Raw genomic sequence first — 19,148 nt, 5'->3', positions numbered from 1 at the left:
AGGGCGTGCGCCCGTCCGGACCCGCGATTCAGGAGGCAAGGGTGTCCAGCGCGACCGATCCCTGGGGCCGGGTGGACGAGGACGGCACCGTCTATGTCAAGACGTCCGACGGCGAGCGGGTCGTCGGCTCCTGGCAGGCCGGCGCGCCCGAAGAGGCCCTGGCCTACTTCAAGCGCAAGTACGACTCGCTCGTCACCGAGATCGGCCTGCTCGAACAGCGCGTCCGCACCACCGACCTGCAGCCCGCCCAGGCGCAGCAGAGCATCGACCGGCTCCGCGAAGCGGTCTCCGAGGCGCACGCCGTCGGCGACCTGGACGCGCTCGGCCGCCGCCTGGACGGCCTGAGCGAGCAGGTCGGGCGGCGCCGCGAGGAGGTCAAGGCCCAGCGCGAGCAGCACCGCCACGAGGCCCGCGAGGTCAAGGAGCGGATCGTCGCCGAGGCCGAGCGGATCGCGGTCGAGGAGACCCACTGGAAGAACGGCGGGGAGCGGCTGCGCCAGCTCGTCGAGGAGTGGAAGGCCGCCGACCGCATCGACCGGCCCACCGAGACCGCCCTGTGGAAGCGGCTGTCGTCGGCCCGCAACGCCTTCACCAAGCGCCGCAAGGCCTACTTCGCCACCCTGGACGACCAGCGCGAGGAGTCCCGCAGGGAGAAGGAGCGCCTCGTCGCCGAGGCCGAGGCGATGTCCGACTCGACCGACTGGGGCGAGACGGCCTCCGCCTACCGCGACCTGATGCGCCGCTGGAAGACGGCGGGCCGCGCCTCCCGCGACGCCGAAGAGGACCTCTGGACCCGCTTCAAGGGCGCCCAGGACACCTTCTTCCAGGCCCGCAGCGCCGCGTTCGCCGAGCGCGACGCCGAGTTCCGCGAGCACGCCGAGGAGAAGGAGAAGATCCTCGCCGAGGCCGAGCGGCTGCTGCCGGTCAGGGACGTCCGGCAGGCCAGGCAGGCGCTCCGCGCCATCCAGGAGCGCTGGGAGGCCGCCGGCATGGTCCCCCGCGAGCACCGCGACCGCCTCGAAGGCCGGCTCCGCAAGATCGAGGAGACCGTCCGCGCCGCCGAGGAGAACGAGTGGCGCCGCACCAACCCCGAGGCCCGCGCCCGCGCCGAGGCCACCGTCACCCAGCTGCGCAGCTCCATCGACCAGCTCGAAAAGCGCCTCGGCAAGGCCCGCGACGCCGGCCGCGAAAAGGACGTCAAGGAAGCCGAAGAGGCCCTCAACGCCCGCCGCGCCTGGCTAGAAGAGGCCGAACGCACCCTCGCAGAGTTCTCTTAGTCCATCGGGGGGGCGACCCCCCGAGCCCCCGGCTGCGCGGCACGGGTCTCCTCGCTCTGGTCGCTGGCGCTCCCGCCGCTGCGGGGACGCGCCGCGCCGGGCATGCCCGCTGCGCTCGCAGGGCTCGCTCCGCGTGCCTGCCCGTAACCGTCGGCTGAGGTTCAAACACCCTTGGCCGGGGTTAGGCTCCGGCGCGTCCTAGGAAGGCAAGGAGGCGGGTTTGTTCGGTGGCGCCTCTTGGGGGTGGGAGGGGTGGGGCCAGGTGGCCCTTGGCTCGGAGGGGGGCCGAGACGACCTGGGCGGTGGCGAAGGCGTGGTGGACGAGGTCCGGGTCGAGGCGTGAGGGCTGGCCCGTCGCCTGGGCCAGGTCCCAGGCGTGGACGAGCGGCTCCAGGATGTAGGCCTCCAGGTAGTCGGCCAGCGGCAGGAGGCCGAGGGCGCCGAAGGGGATGAGGCCGTCCAGGGCGTCCTGGGTCAGCGCTTCGGCGCACTCCTTGCGGGCCGTCCGCCAGCTCATCAGGACGTCCCCCGGGACGAACCGGGACGGGTCGCGGCTCACGTCCGGCACGGGCTCCCCGGCGGCCAGGGCCCGGACCAGGTGCTGCCCGCCGGTGACGTGCCCGGCGACGTCCCGGGCGGTCCACCCCGCGCAGGGCGACGACGCGTCCCAGCCGTCCCGGGAGACGCCGGCGACCAGGCCCTCGAACAGGTCGAGGGCCCGGTGGTAGCCGCTGAGGTTCTGAGCCATGCTGGTCAGTGACGCGCGATCCGACCGGCCTGTCAAGCGCTATTGCGAAGGTCGCCTCACTCGTCCGGCGGGGCGGGTCAGGCCGCGGCGGCGTCCCGATTCCGGAGCATCTCGTTCATCAGGGCGATCTCCGAGCGCTGGCCGTCCACCATCGTGCGGGCGAGGCGGCGGACCCGGTCGTGGTCGGTGCGGGCCAGGACGGCCTCGGCCATGGCGACGCCGCCGCGGTGGTGGGCGGCCATCAGGCGCAGGTACCGGACCTCGGCGGCGCGGCCGGACGCCTTCTCCAGGTCGGCGAGCTGCTCCCGCGTCGCCATGCCCGGCATCGCCGCCGCGCCCGCTCCCCGGTGGCCGCCGTGCCCCGACATCCACCGCATGGGGCCCGCGGGGTCGGTCTTGGGGAGGCCCCACTCGTCCAGCCAGGCGGTCATCATGCCGATCTGCGCCGACTGGGTGTTGATGATGTCGTAGGCCAGCAGCCGGACGTCGCGGTCGTCCGTCCGGTCCCGGACGATGAACGACATCCGCACCGCCTGGGCGTGGTGGGCGCTCATGTCGCGGGCGAACCCCGCCTCCGGGTCGTCCCTGCCCGGCTCGTCCGAGCGGGAGGCGGTGAGCGCCACCAGCGCCGCGCCGGCGAGGAGGACGAGGGCCGCGAGGACGACGGTGACCCGCCGTCCCCGCCCCGCGTCTGGGATCACGGCGTGTCCTTCGCGCCGTCGCACGCCGCGCCGGGCTCGGGCGTCTGCGGGCCCTTCACGAAGGCGCGCAGGAACTCGTCGACGCGCTTGTCGGAGGCGTCCTGGAGCTTGACCTGGTTGCCCCAGGCGCTGAGCGCGATCGGGGCGTCCTGCGACGGGTACGGGCTCAGGAACGTGTAGTCCGTGCCGGTGACCTTGGCCTTGAGGGCGTCGAGCTGAGCGGCTGCCAGGCCGGGGCGGTAGGTGATCCAGACGGCGCCGTGCTCCAGGGAGTGGACGGCGTTCTCGTTGCGCAGCGGCGTGTCGTACACGCGTCCGTTGCAGTTCTGCCAGGCGGCGTCGTGGTCGCCGCCCATGGGCGGGTCGGTGGCGTAGTCGACCGGGCTCGTGGTGTGGTCGCGGCCTAGGCCGTCCTTGGTCACCAGTCCGGCGATGGACGCGGAGTCAGCGGAAGACGGCCTGGACTGCATGAACGCGTAGCCGACGGCGACGACCGCGACCAGGCCGATCAGGGTGAAGAAGGCGATGGCGCCCCAGGGTGTCTGGCGCTGCGTGAGCACGTTCTTCGTCTTGCGGGCGTTCTTGTTGCGGGCGCTCTTGGACATGACGAGCGGTCCTCTCGATGCTGAGTCTGGCTGTCGGGACAGAAGGGCAGCGCCGTATCGCGGAAGGGGTCGATACGGCGGGTGCGGTGGCCTTACGGCCGGTCTGTCACAGCCGGAGCACCTGGAGGGCGGGCCGGAACGCGGGTCTGGACGTGCCCGCGACGAGCGCGACGACCGTCCAGCCGATGCGGGCGGGCAGCCGCGCGGCCGCACGGCGCAGGGCGAGCGCCAGGCCGAGCAGGACGAGGGTGAACAGCGCCGCCAGGCACAGGCACGCGTCCATCGGCGTCTGGGCGGGCTGGTCCTTGAGGGGCGTTGTCAATGCCGTGTCAGCGAGCCTGTGAAGGCCGTGGAGCGCCGAATCTCCCGGGCCGAGGGAGTGGTGGCCGGTCGCGGCGGACGCGGCGGCCACGGGCACGCTCACGGCGTGCTCGGTGCACAGGCGGTCCACCGGGCCGTGCCGCAGCCCGTAGCTGAAGATCAGCCCGCCCACGACGAAGAGCGCCACGAGCAGCCCTGCGGGCCCGTGGCGCCGACGCCGGGTCGTACCGGACACCGTCACGCTCCTGAATGCGACTTTCGCGCCGTTCCAACGCGGGAGCCCGGCCCCAGGTTCCCGCGCCCCACGACCTTGTCCCGCCCGCCCCGACCTTGGGACGGGAGTCGGCGCGTCCGGTGATGTCGGTGCCGCGAGATAGTGTCGGAGCGTGACCAGCAGGGCGGAATCGGGCGAGCCGGAGGGCCTTTTCGACGCGCCGGTCCAGGAGCGCGGGCCGGCCGGGGCGGCGGCGCCCGCGCCGGGCCCGGCGGCCGGGGGAGACGTGCGGCAGCCGCTCGCCGTGCGGATGCGGCCCCGCGCGCTGGACGAGGTCGTCGGCCAGGCCCATCTGCTCGGCCCCGGCACCCCGATCCGCCAGCTCGTCGACCGGGACGTGCCGATGTCGCTCGTCCTGTGGGGCCCGCCCGGCACCGGCAAGACGACCCTCGCCACGGTCGTCAGCCACGTCACGTCCCGCCGGTTCGTGGAGATCTCCGCGGTCAGCGACGGCGTCAAGCGCGTCCGCGCCGAGATCGACCTGGCGCGGCGCGAGCTCGGCATGGCCGGGCGGCAGACCGTTCTGTTCGTCGACGAGGTCCACCGGTTCAACAAGGCCCAGCAGGACGCGCTGCTCCCCGCCGTCGAGAACCGCTGGGTGTCGTTCATCGGCGCCACGACCGAGAACCCGTTCTTCTCCGTCATCAGCCCGCTGCTGTCGCGGTCGCTGCTGCTGACCCTGGAGCCCCTCGGCGAGGACGATCTGCGCGAGGTGCTCCACCGGGCGCTCGCCGACGAGCGCGGCCTCGACGGAGCCGTCACCCTCGACGCCGCCGCCGAAGACCATCTCGTCCGGCTGGCCGGCGGGGACGCCCGCCGCGCCCTCACCTACCTGGAGGCCGCCTCCCTCGTCGTCGAGGACGGCGGCGCCATCGACGTCGATGTGCTGGAGAAGGCCGTCGACCGGGCCGCCGTCCGCTACGACCGCGAGGGCGACCAGCACTACGACGTCATCAGCGCGTTCATCAAGAGCATCCGCGGCAGCGACCCCGACGCCGCCCTGCACTACCTCGCCCGCATGATCGAGGCGGGGGAAGACCCTCGGTTCATCGCCCGGCGGCTGATCGTCCACGCCAGCGAGGACGTCGGCATGGCCGACCCGACCGCCCTCCAGACGGCGGTCGCCGCGGCGCAGGCGGTGGAGTTCGTCGGCCTGCCCGAGGCCCGCATCAACCTCGCCCAGGCAGTGATCCACCTCGCCCTGGCCCCCAAGTCGAACGCGGTCATCACGGCCGTGGACGAGGCGCTCGGCGACGTGCGCAAGGGCCTGGTCGGGCCCGTCCCCGGGCATCTGCGCGACGCGCACTACAAGGGCGCCGCGAAGATCGGGCATGGCGAAGGCTACAAATATGCCCACAACCACCCTGGTGGGGTGGTGAAACAGCAGTACGCGCCCGATTCGGTCGACGGGCGGGAGTACTATCGGCCGACCCGGCACGGCGCCGAGGCCCGGTTCACCGAGGTCCTCGCGCGGATACGGTCCGTCCTGCGCGGCTCGCCCGGCGAGGGACGCGACCGCCGCTGATCGATCTTGTCCGGCCGGTGCTCCCGCCACCCGGCGCGGGGGACCGGTAAGGTCGATCAGGCCATGCCCGGCGCGGAGCCGGAACCGCACGAACGGAAAGCCCTGATGCTCACTGGTGGACAGCTCGCAGGTCTCATCGTGGCCGTGTTCTGGGCGGTGCTCGTCACGTTCATCGCGCTGACCCTGCTGAGGCTCGCCCGGCTCCTCCGCGAGGCGGGCGAGGTCGTCCGCGACATCGGCGACCAGGCGGGCCCGCTGATGGACGACATGACCCGCACGGTGCAGCGCGCCAACGAGCAGCTCGGCCGGACCGACGTCATCACCAAGCAGGTCGCCGGCGTCACCCAGAACGTGTCCGCCGTCACCACCGTCATGACCTCGGTGGTGGGCGGGCCGCTGGTGAAGGCGGCCGCCTTCTCCTACGGCGTCCGCAAGGCCCTCGGGAGCCGCGACGGCGACGACGCCGCCCACCCCGGCGACGCCCCCTCCAGGCAGGACGCCTCCAGGCAGGACCGTTCCCGGCGGGGCCGCTCCCGCAACGGCCGGTCCCGGAGCGCGCGGCCGGAGCTTCAGGCCAGGTCCTCGGGCAGGGGACGCGGATGAGGCGGCTGTTCTGGCTCACCGTCGGCGCGGGCGCCGGCGTCTACGTCTCGCACCGCGTCAAGCGCCGCGTCGTGCGGTTCACGCAAGCCTGGTCCCCGGAGGGCGTCGCGGCCCGCGCGGTGTCGACCGGGCAGGGCGCGGGCGAACGGCTGAGGCATTTCGCCTCCGACGTCCGTACGGAGATGAGGGCCCGCGAGGAGGAGCTGCGCGAGGCCGTCCGCATGGACCAGGCCCCGCCGGACGCCGGGCACGCCCCGGCCCGCCGCGTCCTCCGGGCCCGCTACACGATCATCGACCACGACGACCACGACCACGACACGACCGACCACGACAAGGATGGCCACTGATCATGGAGTCGGCAGAGGTGGCTCGCCGCTTCCTCACGTTCTTCGAGGAGCGCGGGCACACGGTGGTGCCCTCGGCCAGCCTGGTCGCCGAGGACCCGACCCTCCTGCTGGTCAACGCCGGCATGGTCCCGTTCAAGCCGTACTTCCTCGGCCAGCGCACCCCTCCGTCCCCGCGGATGACCAGCGCCCAGAAGTGCGTGCGGACGCCCGACATCGAGGAGGTCGGGAAGACCACCCGGCACGCCACGTTCTTCCAGATGCTGGGCAACTTCTCCATCGGCGACTACTTCAAGGAGCAGGCGATCCCGTTCGCCTGGGAGCTGCTGACCGCGTCCCGGGACGACGGCGGCTTCGGGTTCCCCGAGGAGAAGCTCTGGGTGACGGTCTTCACCGACGACGACGAGGCCGCCGACCTCTGGCACGACAAGGTCGGCGTCCCCACCGACCGCATCCAGCGGCGCGGCATGGAGGACAACTTCTGGTCGATGGGCGTCCCCGGCCCGTGCGGACCCTGCTCGGAGATCTACTACGACCGCGGCCCCGAGTACGGCCGCGAGGGCGGCCCGGTCGCCGACGAGGACCGCTACCTCGAAGTGTGGAACCTCGTCTTCATGCAGTACGAGCGGGGCCCGGGGGAGAGCAAGACCGACTTCCCGATCCTCGGCGACCTGCCCGCCAAGAACATCGACACCGGCATGGGCCTGGAGCGCATGGCGGCGATCCTGCAGGGCGTCGACAACATCTACGAGACCGACACCCTGTGGCGCGTCCTCGACCGCGCCGCGGAGCTGACCACCACCCGGTACGGCCGCGACGACCGCGCGGACGTGTCGCTGCGCGTCATCTCCGACCACGTCCGCAGCGGGACGATGATGGTCGCGGACGGCATCCGTCCCGGCAACGAGGGCCGCGGCTACGTGCTGCGCCGCATCCTGCGCCGCTCCATCCGCAACCTCCGCCTGCTCGGCGGCGAGGACGCGGGCCTCATGCACGAGCTGACCGCCGTCGCGATCGCCGCGATGGGCGAGCAGTACCCCGAGCTGGTCCGCACCGCCGCGAACATCCACACGGTCATCGACGCCGAGGAGGACTCCTTCCTCCAGACGCTCCGCACCGGCACCGCGATCTTCGACACCGCCGTCGAGGAGACCCGGCGGTCGGGCGGCGCGACCCTGGCGGGCGAGCAGGCGTTCAAGCTCCACGACACCTACGGCTTCCCGATCGACCTGACCCTGGAGATGGCGTCCGAGCAGGGCCTCCGGGTGGACGAGGACGGCTTCCGCCGCCTCATGCGCGAGCAGCGCGATCGCGCCAAGAAGGACGCCCGCGACAAGCGGACCGGCAACCTGGACGTGTCCGTCCTCGACGAGCTGCTCACCGGCGCCGGCGGCAAGGTCGACTTCATCGGCTACCGCCACCTGCTCGGCGACGCCCGCCTGGTCGGGCTGCTGGTCAACGGCGCGAACGCGCCCGCGGCCGGGGAGGGCACGGACGTCGAGGTCGTCCTCGACCGTACCCCGTTCTACGCCGAGGGCGGCGGGCAGCTCGCCGACCACGGCCTGATCAGGCTCGGCAACGGCGCCGTCATCGAGGTCACGGACGTGCAGGCGCCCCTCGCCGGGCTGGTCGTGCACCGCGGCCGGGTCGTCAGCGGCGAGGCGCAGGCCGGCGACTCCGCGCACGCCGAGGTGGACGTGGAGCGCCGCCGGGCGATCTCCCGCTCGCACACCGCGACCCACCTGGTGCACGCCGGGTTCCGCCGCGCGCTCGGCGAGTCCGCGGCGCAGGCCGGGTCGGAGAACTCGCCGGGCCGGTTCCGGTTCGACTTCACCGCGTCCGGCGCCGTGCCGCCGAGCGTGCTCCGCGACGTCGAGGACGAGGTCAACGAGGTCCTGGTCGGCGATCTGGACGTCCGCGCGTTCCACACCTCGATCGACGAGGCCCGCGCGATGGGCGCGCTCGCGCTGTTCGGCGAGAAGTACGGCGACGAGGTCCGCGTCGTCGAGGTCGGCGACTACTCCCGCGAGCTGTGCGGCGGCACGCACGTCGCGCGGTCCGGGCAGCTCGGGCTGGTGAAGGTGCTGGGCGAGTCGTCCATCGGCGCCGGGGTCCGCCGCGTCGAGGCCCTCGTCGGGATCGACGCGTTCCGGTTCCTGGCCCGCGAGAGCGTCCTCGTGGCGCAGCTCGCCGAGCAGATGAAGGCCCGCAAGGAGGAGCTGCCCGAGCGGATCTCGGGCGTCGTCACGCGGCTGAGGGACGCGGAGCGGGAGCTGGAGAAGCTCCGCTCCCAGCAGGTCCTCGCCATCGCGGGATCGCTCGCCGACGGCGCCAAGGACGTCAACGGCACCGCGTTCGTCGGGCACCGCGCCCCGGACGGCACCGGCGCCGACGACCTGCGCAAGCTCGCCGTCGACGTCCGCGGCCGGCTCACGTCCCGGCCCGCCGTCGTGATGGTCGCCGGGGCGCCGAAGGACCGTCCCGTCGTGGTCGTCGCCGTCACCGAGGGCGCCCGCGACCGGGGGCTCAAGGCGGGCGCGCTGGTCGGGCTCGCCGCGAAGGCGCTCGGCGGGGGCGGCGGAGGCAAGGACGACCTCGCCCAGGGCGGCGGCGCCGATCCGTCCGCCATCGGCGACGCCCTCGCCGCGGTCGAACAGGCCGTAGGGGCCGCGTGAGCCCGGGTTTTCGGGGCAAGGACACCGGGACCGGCCCGCCGAGCGGGGGCGAGGCGATGAGGCAGGGCATCCGGCTGGGGATAGACGTAGGGAGTGTTCGGATCGGGGTCGCGCGGTGCGACCCCGGCGGGATCCTCGCGTCGCCGCTGGAGACCGTGAAGAGCGGCAAGGGCGACGTCGACCGGATCGTGGCGCTCGTCGCCGAGCACGAGGCGGTCGAGGTGGTCGTGGGCCTGCCGACGTCGCTGTCGGGCCGCGAGGGCCCGGCGGCGGAGGCGGCCCGCAGGTTCGCGACGAGGCTGGCCGATCGGCTGCCGCCGGACGCGGTCCGGCTGCACGACGAGCGGCTCACCACCGTGACGGCGGAGAGCGGCCTGCGCGCCGGGGGCGTGCACGGCAGGGCGCGGCGGGCGGTCGTCGACCAGGCGGCCGCGACGGTCCTGCTCCAGGCGGCCCTTGACGCGGAACGGTTGACTGGGCGTCCCCCAGGCGAGATCGTCCGGGGAAGCTCATGAACGACTTGGACCTTTTCTCAGACCCGTACGGCGACGGACGCCCGTACGACGAGCGGTACGGCAGGCGCGACCAGCGCCGCGTCCGCAAGCGGCAGAAGCGGCGCAAGCGCAACGGCCGCGCCGCCGGGCTGTTCGCCCTGGCGTTCCTGGTCGCGGTGTTCGGCACCGGCGGCGTCCTCGGGTACGCGTGGCTGGACGACAAGCGCCACCCGCCGGACTACGACGGCCAGGGCTCGGGGAAGGTCACCGTCCAGATCAAGGACGGCGCGAGCGGCTCGGTGATCGGCGCGACGCTGCAGGAGCACCGGGTGGTGAAGAGCTCCCGCGCGTTCGTGCAGGCGTACACGAAGGAGACGCGCGCCTCCAGCATCCAGCCCGGCTTCTACCAGATGCGGCTGAGGATGTCGTCGGCCGCGGCGATGGCGCTGCTGCTGGACCCGAAGTCCCGCGCCGGCAACCAGATCACGATCCCGGAGGGCCGCCGGGCCGTCGAGACCTACGAGCTGCTGGCGAAGAAGACCGGCATCTCGGTCAAGGAGTTCCAGACGGCCGCGAAGAAGCCCGAAGCGCTCGGGCTGCCCCCGTACGCGAAGGGCAAGGTCGAGGGATACCTGTACCCGGGACGCTACGACCTCGACCCGAACGGCTCGGCGGAGCAGATCCTCAAGCAGATGGTCGCCCGCTTCAACGAGGAGGCCGAGAGCGTCGACCTGGTCGGGAAGGCGCGCGAGGCGGGCATGAACCCGGCGAAGGTCATCACGCTGGCCAGCCTCGTCCAGGCGGAGGGCGGCAAGCCCAGCGACCTGCCGAGGATCTCCCAGGTGATCTACAACCGGGTGGAGAAGGGCATGCCGCTCCAGTTCGACACCACGGTGCTGTACGCGCTCAACAAGCGGACGCTGACGGTCACGAACCAGGACCTCCAGGTCGACTCGCCGTACAACACCTACAAGCACAAGGGCCTGCCGCCGGGCCCGATCGCCAGCCCCGGCCCGGAGGCGATCGAGGCGGCGCTCACCCCGGAGAAGGGGTCGTGGCTGTTCTTCATCGCCACCGACCCGACCAACAAGATCACCGAGTTCGCCACGACGGAGGCGGAGCGGGTCCGGCTGGAGAAGAAGTTCCGGGCCTGGCAGAAGGCGCATCCGGGCCAGTGACAGGAGAGACGCGCCGCGCCGCGGTGCTGGGGTCGCCGATCGCGCATTCGCTGTCGCCGGTGCTGCACCGCGCGGCGTACGCGGCGATGGGCCTGGACGCCTGGACCTACGACGCCGTCGAGTGCGGCGAGGACGGCCTCCCCGGTCTCCTGGACGGCCTCGGCCCCGAATGGGCCGGCCTGTCGCTGACGATGCCGCTCAAACGGGTCGCGCTCGGCCTGGTCGACACGGTGTCGGACCTGGCGGTGAAGGTCGGCGGCGCCAACACGATCGTCCTGCGGGACGGGCGGCGGCACGGCGACAACACCGACGTGCACGGCATCGTGACGGCGCTCACCGAGGCGGGCGTGAAGGCGCCCGCGTCCGCGCTGGTGCTCGGCGGCGGCGCGACGGCCGCGTCCGCGCTGGCCGCGCTCGCCGGGCTGGGGACGGACGAGGCCGTCCTCGCCGCCCGGACGCCCGCGCGCGCCGCCGAAGCCGCCCAGGTGGGGGAGCGGTTCGGGCTCGCAGTCCGGGTCGTCCCGCTCGACGAGGCGACCGCCCACCTGCCCGCCGAATTGGTGGTGTCGACGCTGCCCGGACGGGCCGCCGACGCGTTCGCCGGGCCGGTCGCCGCGTACGGCGCGGCCCTGTTCGACGTCGTGTACGCGCCGTGGCCGACGGCGCTCGCGGCGGCGGTCGAGCGGGCCGGCGGGACGGTCGTCGGCGGGTTCCCGATGCTCCTGCACCAGGCCGTCCGGCAGGTGACGCTGATGACCGGCCGCAACGACGTCCCCGTGGAGGCGATGCGCGCCGCCGGTGAGGCGGAGCTGGCCCGCCGGTCCTGACGGGGCCAGGTCGGGACGAAGGCGGACGGTCAGGGCGGGCCGCGCTGGGTGCGGCGCCGCCGCATCGACTCGCTGAAACCGGTGAGGATGACCGGCAGGATCACGCTCAGCCAGAAGTCCTTCCAGCCCCAGACGCCGGCCGCGACGCCGAACGCGCTGCACAGGCACACCAGGACCAGCAGCGCCGCCGCCCAGTGCCGCCGGACGAGCGTCACCGGGTCGATCAGCCGGCGGTTCGGCAGCAGGTCCGCCAGCGGGCGCTCCCGCGCGTGGGCGCGCTGCACGACGGCCGCGTCCGGCAGCCAGTGCAGGACGTCGGCGCTCCCCGCGAGCGGGAGCCGGGCGAGCGCGATCAGCGTCTCCAGCCGCCACCACAGCGTCCACAGGGACGTCCGCCCGCTGCCCGGGTAGCCGTTCCAGCGCGGGCCGGCGACCTCGCCGCGGGTCAGCGTCCGGAACGCGCGGGCGACGGCCGGGCCGTGCGGGCCGCGCGGGTCCCGCAGCAGCGCGGCGAGCGCGATCGGCAGCCCGTAGTGCCAGAGCGCCAGCCGCCACACCGGCTTCGACCCGGCCCCCGGTGAAGTGACACCGTGGGGCGAGACGTCGTAGGTCTCGATCCAGGTGTGCTCGTCGTCCGGGTCGAGGTTGGCCAGCAGCCAGTCGTAGGCGTCCAGCAGCCGCTCGGAACGCAGGTCCGGACGCGCCTCCGCCAGCGTCACCAGCGCGAACGCGGTGTGGGTGATCGTCGGCCTGGACGCCTGCGTCGGCCCCCAGCCGGGACGGTGCGCGGTCCGGTCCGCCGTCAGCCACTCCACGCCCCGGTCGACGGCCGCGTCGTACGGGTTGAGCTGGCTGAGCGCGCGGAGCGCCAGGCACGTCAGCCACACCCGGGACCGGCAGCCGAGCAGCGAGCCCCAGCCGCCGTCCGGGTTCTGGTTGTGCAGCAGCCACTGGTAGGCGCGGCGCAGGTCGGGCGCGTCGTCGCGGAGGTCGCAGCGGGCGCGGGCCAGGAACCGCGCGATCCAGCCGGTCGCCTCCACCACCGGCATGCCGAGGCTGGTCTTGGTGGCCCAGCCGCCGTCCCGGAGCGCGTCGGGGGAGCTGGCCTGCCGGTCGGCGAGGAACGCCAGGCCGTCGTCGAAGTACTCGAACGGACGGCCCGCCTCCACGAACGCCAGCAGCCCGAGGGCCGTCGCGGTCGTGCCGGGCTCGGGCCTGGTCAGCTCGTGGTACCAGCCGCCGCCGGTGCCGAGCGCGGGCGCGTAGGTGTCGCGCAGGACGTCCAGCGACTCGTTCAGCCGGGTGTCGAGCACCGCCATGTCGATGACGGCCGCGTCCTCGCCCGGACGGGACGCGCCGCGCCGCAGCCGGGGCCGGGGCATGGCGGCGGGAGGGTCGGCGCGGGGCGCCGGTGCGGGGAGCTGGGGTGTCTGGTTCACGATTTTGCCTTCTGCTCCTTTTGTGCCCGCAAAGTCAAACTCTGTACCCCGTGCGCTCTATGTCGCTATCCGCGGCCGTACACAACGCTGGCGACGAGGATCGCCCGCGCGGGCGCCGGGCAGGCTGGAGAGGCGAGCGATTCCCCGCGACCCGTGGAGCTGGAGGAGGCTTGGCCGAGCCGACGGCGCTGCCCGCGCCCGGTCACGAATGCGTCCTGTGCCCGCCGCTGCGATTCCGCTTCAACGGCATGGCCGACCTGCCGGGGGAGTCCGGCGTCCTCGCCCGCGACGCCGACTTCCTCCTGATCCCGGACGTGGCGCCGCTCGCGGAGGGGCACGTCCTGCTGGTGACCCGCGAGCACCACCAGTGCGCCGCCGCGTTCGGCCCCGCGCTGTGGGAGCGCGCGCTGCGCTGGCGCGACCGCGTCGCCCGCCTCTACGGCCGCGCCTACGGGACGCGCGAACTGCTGCTCTTCGAGCACGGACCGGCGATCTCCCAAGGCGGCGGCGCGTGCATCGACCACGCCCACTGGCACTTCCTCCCCGGGACACCCGGCGTGCGGACGGTCGTGGAGGAACGCGGCCTCCCCGGCGCCCCCGCCGACCACGCGGCGCTGCGCGCGTATCTGCGCACCGGCCGCTCCTACCTGCTCATCGAGGAGGACGGCGCCGCGACCGTCCATCCCGGCGACGGGGTCCGGAGCCAGTTCCTGCGCTGGGCTGTCACGGCCGCCGGGCAGAACGGGACATGGCGCTGGCAGGAGTCGTTCGGGCTCCCGGCCAGCAGGCGCCGATTCCTGCGCACCCTTCAGGCGCTGCGCGGAGCGACGGCCGCGCTTCCCGACGCGGACGACCCTCCCGACAGCCACCAGTAGAGCTCCGACGCGGCCAGCCGATCGCCGAACCCAGCGCGCTCGACGCCGTCGCCATATCCGGTCGGGTACTCCATCAGCAGGCCGTCCCGCTGATAGGCGAGCGCGTGCTCCAGCGACGTGTCGCCGAAGCGCAGCAGCCACAGCGGACGCCCCGGCACCGCCCGGTCCAGCGCCGGAAGCAGCTCCCGCACGTCGCGCGTCGCGGCCGCGCTCCCGAGCAGCCGCGCCAGCGTGGGCGCCTCGGAGATGACGAGGTCCGCCAGCGCCAGCATCGGCACGATGTCCTCCGCCGGGAGCCGCGCGTCGACGTCGTGCGGGACGAGGTCGAACGCCACCCTCGTCCCCGCGTCCCGGGCGATGCGCGCCGCCGTGTGCAGCGCCGCCCCCGACACCGGGGACAGCAGCGAGTACCCGTCGGTGACCAGCACGTCCGCGCCCTCGATCCCGGACGCCGCCGAGCGGACCTCGGGCGCGGTGAGGCGGCGCCCCGGCGGCTCGTCCTGGACGACCAGCAGCCGCACGCCGGGCCCGCCGTCCAGAGGGCCGCCGTCGTCCGGACGGCCGCGCAGCATCACCGAGACCCCGTTCGGAACTCCGGGCTCGACGCGCAGATGGTCGTCGGCCCCGATCCGCCGCAGCTCCCGGCGGATCACCGGCGTGAAGTCGTCGTCGCCGACCTTGCCCAGCACGCCCACCCGGCGGAAGCAGCGCGTCGCGCACCGGGCCAGGTTGACCGCCGTCCCGGCGACGATCGCCCGCGCGGGCGCGTAGGTGAGCCGGTCGGCGTGGACGTCGGCGAACCGGACGTCCGGCAGCGTCGCGCGGACCTCGATCCCCACGTCCCCGATGACGAACATGTCGAAGCGGCGCTCGTCGGCGCCGTCCACGCCGTCCAGGCCGGGCCACTCCGCCGGAGATCGGGACGAGACCATGCCGTGGCGGTCAGCCGGGCGCGAGCAGGAAGGCCCGCATCACCGGACGCAGGCTCGGGATCAGGTCGTAGGCGCTCACCTCGGGCAGCGGCACCCAGGCGCAGCCGTCCAGATGGTCGCCGGTCTCCTGGTTCTCCAGGGTGGCGTCGAGCGTCACCGGCCTGCATCGCCGCGCCGCCGCCACCACGCGTATCTGCCCGCCCCGCGCCTGCCCGCCGCCGGGCGGCGAACGGTCGGGCATGAACCACTGCCACAGATGGAACGGCGGCCCCGGGTCGACCTTGAGGCCGACCTCCTCCCACACCTCCCGGCGGATGTGGTCGTCCAGGTCGAGGTCGTCCTCCACCTCCAGCCGCCCGCCGGGCACCTCCCAGCGGCCGGGATGGAACGGGTCGGACGCCGACTTGCGGACGAGCAGCAGCCGACCGCCGGAGACGATGAACGCCTTCTGGGCGAAGGCCAGGCCGATCGGCGGCAAAGCGGTGAGGGGGCCGGCCGTGCCGGCCTCGACCGAGGGCATCGCGGGAACAACCTCCCTTGGCGCCGGCCCCGCCGGGCCGTCGAGCGGAGCTCGTCCGCTGATCGGCGGCGGGCGGGGGCTGGAGGACGGTCCGTCCTCGCTTCACCGTAACAAGCCGCGGCCGTCATGCCGAGAGGTCTGGCCCACCGGGCCCGGGAATGGGCCGGGGACCACCGCCGTTGACGAAGGTGGCGTACTTCACGCAGGCCCCACGAGGGCGGCCCCCGGCATGGCGCGAAAGCCCCCCGCAGGTGGTAGTCTTTGTGGCCGACCGTCCCTGCGCGCGTGACCAGAATGGGAAGCGTGCGCCGGGCGCACAAGCGGAGGCCACCTCCCACCTGACCGGCCGGAAGGCCGGTGGGTCTCGGTCCGGCGAGCGGGCGCACTTCGCCCGTCGCGCCGTCGTCCTCGAACGGCTCCGCCGTCCGGGGAGACCGAAGGTGGCCCCGTACGTGAGTCGTACGGGGCTTTTCTCGTGGGAGCCTCGGGGTACGACCGGTCCAACGAACGTGAGAACGGCCCCAAGGAGGTCCCATCAGCGCCGAACCGCGTATCAACGACCGCATTCGCGTGCCCGAGGTCCGTCTCGTCGGCCCGAACGGCGAACAGGTGGGCATCGTGCCCATCGCCAAGGCCCTTGAAATCGCGCGCGAGTCGGACCTCGACCTCGTCGAGGTGGCGCCCACCGCGCGTCCGCCCGTCGCACGGCTCATGGACTACGGCAAGTTCAAGTACGAGTCTGCGATGAAGGCACGCGAAGCGCGGAAGAACCAGGCGCACACGGTCATCAAGGAGATCAAGCTCCGCCCGAAGATCGACCCGCACGACTACGAGACCAAGAAGGGTCACGTGGTGCGGTTCCTGAAGGCCGGGGACAAGGTGAAGGTCACGATCATGTTCCGCGGTCGTGAGCAGTCCCGTCCCGAGCTCGGTTACCGGCTGCTGCAGCGGCTCGCCGACGACGTCGAGGAGCTCGGCTTCGTCGAGTCGCGGCCCAAGCAAGACGGCCGGAACATGATCATGGTGATCGGTCCGCACAAGAAGAAGACGGCCCGCGGGCAGGAGACCGAAGCGGGTACCGCCTGACGGCCGTCCGGGACCGGAACGCGGCCTGCGAGGAGCCACACCCGGCTCCGCGGCCTCGCGGCGGTCCCACCTCCGCGCCCTCGCGCAGAGCGGGGTCGCGGCGCACGTACATTGAAGCCTGACCTGGCGCGTCCACGGTCCCGGAGCGGACGGACCCGTGCGATGCGCCGATCAGGTGCGCTCCCGTGCCGTCCGCGCGGGGGCCGGGACAGAGGGAGACGACGGCGACCATGCCGAAGACCAAGACCCACAGCGGTGCCAAGAAGCGCTTCAAGGTGACCGGCACCGGCAAGGTGATGCGTCGCCGCGCCAACAAGAACCACCTGCTCGAGCACAAGCCGTCCAAGCGGACCCGGCGGCTCAGCGGCCCGGCCGTGGTGGCCGACGCCGACGCCAAGAACATCAAGAAGCTGCTGCGCAAGTAGCACTCGACCAGGAACATCAGCGACCGGCCGAGGCCCGGACGGCCCCGGCCCCCACGAAGGAGCACAGCACGTGGCACGCGTGAAGCGGGCGGTCAACGCCGCCAAGAAGCGTCGGGTCGTCCTGGAGCGGTCGAGCGGCTACCGCGGTCAGCGTTCGCGCCTGTACCGCAAGGCCAAGGAGCAGCAGCTCCACTCGATGACCTACGCGTTCCGGGACCGCAAGGACCGCAAGGGCCAGTTCCGCCGGCTGTGGATCCAGCGGATCAACGCCGCGGCCCGCGCCAACGGCATCACCTACAACCGGTTCATCCAGGGCCTGAAGGCCGCGGACGTCGAGGTCGACCGGCGCATGCTCGCCGAGCTCGCCGTCAACGACGCGCCCGCGTTCGCCGCCCTGGTCAAGGTCGCCAAGGACGCGCTCCCCGCCGAGGGAAGCACGGAGGCCGCCTGATCCGGGTCTCCCGGACACGGGCGGGCGGAGCGATATGGCGGGCCGCGAGCTGACCTCCCTGCGATCACCGAGGGTGAAGGCCGCTCGCCGGCTCGCCAAACGCGCCTTCCGCCGCCGCGAGAACCGGTTCCTCGCCGAGGGGCCGCAGGCGGTGCGGGAGGCGCTGGAGATCCCCGGCGGCCTCGCCGAGCTGTTCACCACGGCCGAGGCCGAGACCCGCCACCCCGACCTGGTCCTCGCCGCCGAGCGGGCCGGCGCGCCGGTGCTGCGCGTCAGCGGCGAGATCATGGCCGAGCTCGCGCAGACCGTCACCCCGCAGGGGCTGCTGGCGGTCTGCGGGTTCGTGGACGTGCCGCTGGCCAAGGCGCTGGAGGCGGGCCCGCGGCTGGTGACCGTCCTCGCGCACGTCCGCGACCCCGGCAACGCCGGGACGGTGCTGCGCACCGCCGACGCCGCCGGGTCGGAGACCGTCGTGTTCACCGACGCGTCCGTCGACCCCTACAACGGCAAGTGCGTGCGCGCCTCCGCGGGCAGCCTGTTCCACCTGCCGGTCGTCGTCGGCCCGCGGTTCGACGAGCTCATCCCCGAGCTGCGCGGCGCGGGGCTCGCCGTTCTCGCCGCGGACGGCGCCGGCGACCGCACCCTGGACGACGCGATCGACGACGGGAGCCTCGCCCGGCCGACGGCCTGGGTGTTCGGGAACGAGGCGTGGGGACTGCCCGACGAGATCCTCCGACACGTGGACGAGGTCGTGCGGGTGCCGATCCACGGGCGCGCCGAGAGCCTGAACCTGGCGACGGCCGCGGCCGTATGCCTCTATGCCTCGGCCCGCGCCCAGCGAGGTACGTGACGAAAAGCGCAGTACGCGGCCGCCGGCGAGGGGACGTGACGGACGGCACGTGCCGCCGGTCCCGGCGGTTCTGTGCGATCCGTGATCGGATGGCCGCAATCGGTCGCCTACAGGGCCGCCTTCCAGCGGGTGAGCTGCGAAGATGGGCTGCGCGCGGACGGCGGGCCGGGGGGCCGGCGGCCGCGCCGGACTCGTCCGCAGGTAGGAGCCGGAAACAGGCCGGGCGACGGATCCGCCCAGGTAGTCCCGGTGCTTACGGTGTTGATCAGTGCGTTGACCAGGCTCGGCGACGATGCCGTGCAGAGTTGGGGGCGAAGTGATGAGCGAGGACATCAGGCCGGCCAGGAGGACGGGCCGCCGCGGGCCGGAGGTGCGGTGCCGGACGGCCCGGACCCCGGCCCCGCCGCCCGCGGTCCTGCGGCTCCCCGCCGTCCCGGCCCCGGACGCCGCGGGCGAGCTGGGGGTCGAGGTCGCGATGGTGCGCGGCGAGTCCGCCGTCGTCGTCGTCACCGGCGAGATCGACCTGCGCACGGCCGACACGCTGTGCGCGCGGCTCGTCGAGGCGCGCGGCGAGGGCCCGCGCCGGCTGGTCGTCGACTTCTCCGCCGTCGCGTTCTGCGACGCGGCCGGGCTCGGCGCGCTGGTCGGCGCGCGCAACAGGATCGCGGTGTCGGGCGGTGAGATCTCGCTCGCCGGGGTCCGTCCGGCCCAGCTGCGGCTGCTGCGCGTCACCGGGCTCGACCGCCTGTTCGCCGTCCACCCGGACGCGGCCTCCGCGCTCGCCGAGCACGACTCGTCCACCACGTCCAGGTGAGGTCCGCCGCTCCCGCCGGCCGGGTCCCTGGTGAGAGGGCGTTCCGGGGCCGTCCGAACCCTGCCCGGGGGCTACAGATGCCTTGCCGCGGCGCGCTTTGCGGGTCCCGCAAGGCGCCCGACTGCGGCTAGAGTCTCTTCTCGACAGGCCGCGTTCTCTTCGGTGCTCTGGAGGCCGCTGTGGG

21 protein-coding genes are annotated in these 19,148 nt (G+C 73.5%); 14 read left to right on the top strand and 7 right to left on the bottom strand.

Annotated features, from left to right (window positions below; all coding sequences use genetic code 11):
* Positions 1-41: 41 nt before the first annotated feature.
* The gene (locus ACH35V_RS38755; RefSeq protein WP_395979868.1) at positions 42-1,277 is read left to right on the top strand and encodes a DUF349 domain-containing protein; all 1,236 of its coding nucleotides are present in this window, start codon (positions 42-44) and stop codon (positions 1,275-1,277) included.
* A 181-nt stretch (positions 1,278-1,458) separates the two neighbouring features.
* Here the strand turns inward: ACH35V_RS38755 and ACH35V_RS38750 are convergent, their stop codons facing one another.
* The 4 genes from ACH35V_RS38750 to ACH35V_RS38735 all read right to left on the bottom strand — a co-directional run bounded on the left by ACH35V_RS38750 (position 1,459) and on the right by ACH35V_RS38735 (position 3,887).
* Positions 1,459-2,025 (bottom strand): TIGR03086 family metal-binding protein, encoded by a 567-nt coding sequence (locus tag ACH35V_RS38750; RefSeq protein ID WP_395979867.1) that lies wholly within the window; start codon positions 2,023-2,025, stop codon positions 1,459-1,461.
* A gap of 77 nt (positions 2,026-2,102) precedes the next feature.
* On the bottom strand, positions 2,103-2,726 hold the full coding sequence (locus ACH35V_RS38745) for a DUF305 domain-containing protein (RefSeq protein WP_395979866.1): 624 nt from the start codon (positions 2,724-2,726) through the stop codon (positions 2,103-2,105).
* On the bottom strand, positions 2,723-3,331 hold the full coding sequence (locus tag ACH35V_RS38740; RefSeq protein WP_395979865.1) for a DUF3105 domain-containing protein: 609 nt from the start codon (positions 3,329-3,331) through the stop codon (positions 2,723-2,725). The genes ACH35V_RS38745 and ACH35V_RS38740 overlap by 4 nt, the downstream gene beginning before the upstream one ends.
* A 106-nt stretch (positions 3,332-3,437) precedes the next feature.
* Positions 3,438-3,887 carry a hypothetical protein gene (locus ACH35V_RS38735; protein ID WP_395979864.1) on the bottom strand — a complete coding sequence of 150 codons (450 nt, stop codon included), beginning with the start codon at positions 3,885-3,887 and terminating at the stop codon, positions 3,438-3,440.
* A 289-nt stretch (positions 3,888-4,176) separates the two neighbouring features.
* On the opposite strand from ACH35V_RS38735, the gene ACH35V_RS38730 reads away from it, so the two are divergent.
* The 7 genes from ACH35V_RS38730 (at position 4,177) to ACH35V_RS38700 (ending at position 11,572) form a co-directional block, all read left to right on the top strand.
* Positions 4,177-5,451 carry a replication-associated recombination protein A gene (locus tag ACH35V_RS38730; protein ID WP_395979931.1) on the top strand — a complete coding sequence of 425 codons (1,275 nt, stop codon included), beginning with the start codon at positions 4,177-4,179 and terminating at the stop codon, positions 5,449-5,451.
* A 105-nt stretch (positions 5,452-5,556) separates the two neighbouring features.
* On the top strand, positions 5,557-6,054 hold the full coding sequence (locus tag ACH35V_RS38725) for a DUF948 domain-containing protein (RefSeq protein WP_395979863.1): 498 nt from the start codon (positions 5,557-5,559) through the stop codon (positions 6,052-6,054).
* Positions 6,051-6,401: a hypothetical protein gene (locus ACH35V_RS38720; RefSeq protein WP_395979862.1), complete on the top strand. Its 351-nt coding sequence runs from the start codon at positions 6,051-6,053 to the stop codon at positions 6,399-6,401. Before ACH35V_RS38725 ends, ACH35V_RS38720 begins: the two co-directional genes overlap by 4 nt.
* 2 nt (positions 6,402-6,403) lie before the next feature.
* Positions 6,404-9,073: an alanine--tRNA ligase gene (gene alaS / locus ACH35V_RS38715; protein WP_395979861.1), complete on the top strand. Its 2,670-nt coding sequence runs from the start codon at positions 6,404-6,406 to the stop codon at positions 9,071-9,073.
* Between the two features lie 56 nt (positions 9,074-9,129).
* The gene (gene ruvX / locus ACH35V_RS38710; RefSeq protein WP_395979860.1) at positions 9,130-9,588 is read left to right on the top strand and encodes a Holliday junction resolvase RuvX; all 459 of its coding nucleotides are present in this window, start codon (positions 9,130-9,132) and stop codon (positions 9,586-9,588) included.
* Positions 9,585-10,745 (top strand): endolytic transglycosylase MltG, encoded by a 1,161-nt coding sequence (gene mltG / locus ACH35V_RS38705; RefSeq protein WP_395979859.1) that lies wholly within the window; start codon positions 9,585-9,587, stop codon positions 10,743-10,745. Before ruvX ends, mltG begins: the two co-directional genes overlap by 4 nt.
* Positions 10,742-11,572 carry a shikimate dehydrogenase gene (locus ACH35V_RS38700; RefSeq protein WP_395979858.1) on the top strand — a complete coding sequence of 277 codons (831 nt, stop codon included), beginning with the start codon at positions 10,742-10,744 and terminating at the stop codon, positions 11,570-11,572. Before mltG ends, ACH35V_RS38700 begins: the two co-directional genes overlap by 4 nt.
* A 29-nt stretch (positions 11,573-11,601) precedes the next feature.
* Here ACH35V_RS38700 and ACH35V_RS38695 read toward each other — a convergent pair whose 3' ends face one another.
* The gene (locus ACH35V_RS38695) at positions 11,602-13,011 is read right to left on the bottom strand and encodes a prenyltransferase/squalene oxidase repeat-containing protein (RefSeq protein ID WP_395979857.1); all 1,410 of its coding nucleotides are present in this window, start codon (positions 13,009-13,011) and stop codon (positions 11,602-11,604) included.
* Between the two features lie 170 nt (positions 13,012-13,181).
* Between ACH35V_RS38695 and ACH35V_RS38690 the strand changes: the two genes are divergently transcribed.
* Entirely contained in the window at positions 13,182-13,886 is a 705-nt protein-coding gene (locus ACH35V_RS38690) for an HIT family protein (protein WP_395979856.1), read from the top strand.
* Here the strand turns inward: ACH35V_RS38690 and ACH35V_RS38685 are convergent.
* The gene (locus ACH35V_RS38685; protein ID WP_395979855.1) at positions 13,820-14,818 is read right to left on the bottom strand and encodes a carbohydrate kinase family protein; all 999 of its coding nucleotides are present in this window, start codon (positions 14,816-14,818) and stop codon (positions 13,820-13,822) included. The two genes, ACH35V_RS38690 and ACH35V_RS38685, sit on opposite strands and share 67 nt — an antisense overlap.
* A 10-nt stretch (positions 14,819-14,828) precedes the next feature.
* Positions 14,829-15,338: an NUDIX domain-containing protein gene (locus ACH35V_RS38680; protein ID WP_395979854.1), complete on the bottom strand. Its 510-nt coding sequence runs from the start codon at positions 15,336-15,338 to the stop codon at positions 14,829-14,831.
* Between the two features lie 534 nt (positions 15,339-15,872).
* Between ACH35V_RS38680 and infC the strand changes: the two genes are divergently transcribed.
* The 5 genes from infC (at position 15,873) to ACH35V_RS38655 (ending at position 18,964) form a co-directional block, all read left to right on the top strand.
* The gene (infC, locus tag ACH35V_RS38675) at positions 15,873-16,424 is read left to right on the top strand and encodes a translation initiation factor IF-3 (RefSeq protein WP_205717825.1); all 552 of its coding nucleotides are present in this window, start codon (positions 15,873-15,875) and stop codon (positions 16,422-16,424) included.
* Positions 16,425-16,654: 230 nt separating this feature from the next.
* Complete coding sequence (gene rpmI, locus ACH35V_RS38670) at positions 16,655-16,849, top strand: 50S ribosomal protein L35 (RefSeq protein ID WP_395979853.1); 195 nt, start codon at positions 16,655-16,657, stop codon at positions 16,847-16,849.
* Positions 16,850-16,919: 70 nt separating this feature from the next.
* Positions 16,920-17,300 (top strand): 50S ribosomal protein L20, encoded by a 381-nt coding sequence (gene rplT, locus ACH35V_RS38665; protein WP_131967131.1) that lies wholly within the window; start codon positions 16,920-16,922, stop codon positions 17,298-17,300.
* 34 nt (positions 17,301-17,334) lie between these two features.
* A complete protein-coding gene (locus ACH35V_RS38660) occupies positions 17,335-18,150 on the top strand; it encodes a TrmH family RNA methyltransferase (protein ID WP_395979852.1) in 816 nt (271 codons plus the stop codon).
* 319 nt (positions 18,151-18,469) lie between these two features.
* Complete coding sequence (locus ACH35V_RS38655; RefSeq protein ID WP_395979851.1) at positions 18,470-18,964, top strand: STAS domain-containing protein; 495 nt, start codon at positions 18,470-18,472, stop codon at positions 18,962-18,964.
* Positions 18,965-19,148: the final 184 nt, after the last annotated feature.

This window comes from Actinomadura sp. 1N219 (assembly GCF_044326405.1).
GTDB lineage: Bacteria > Actinomycetota > Actinomycetes > Streptosporangiales > Streptosporangiaceae > Spirillospora.
The sequence above is the reverse complement of the archived record's forward strand: the minus strand, read 5'-3'. Positions and strand labels throughout refer to the sequence as shown.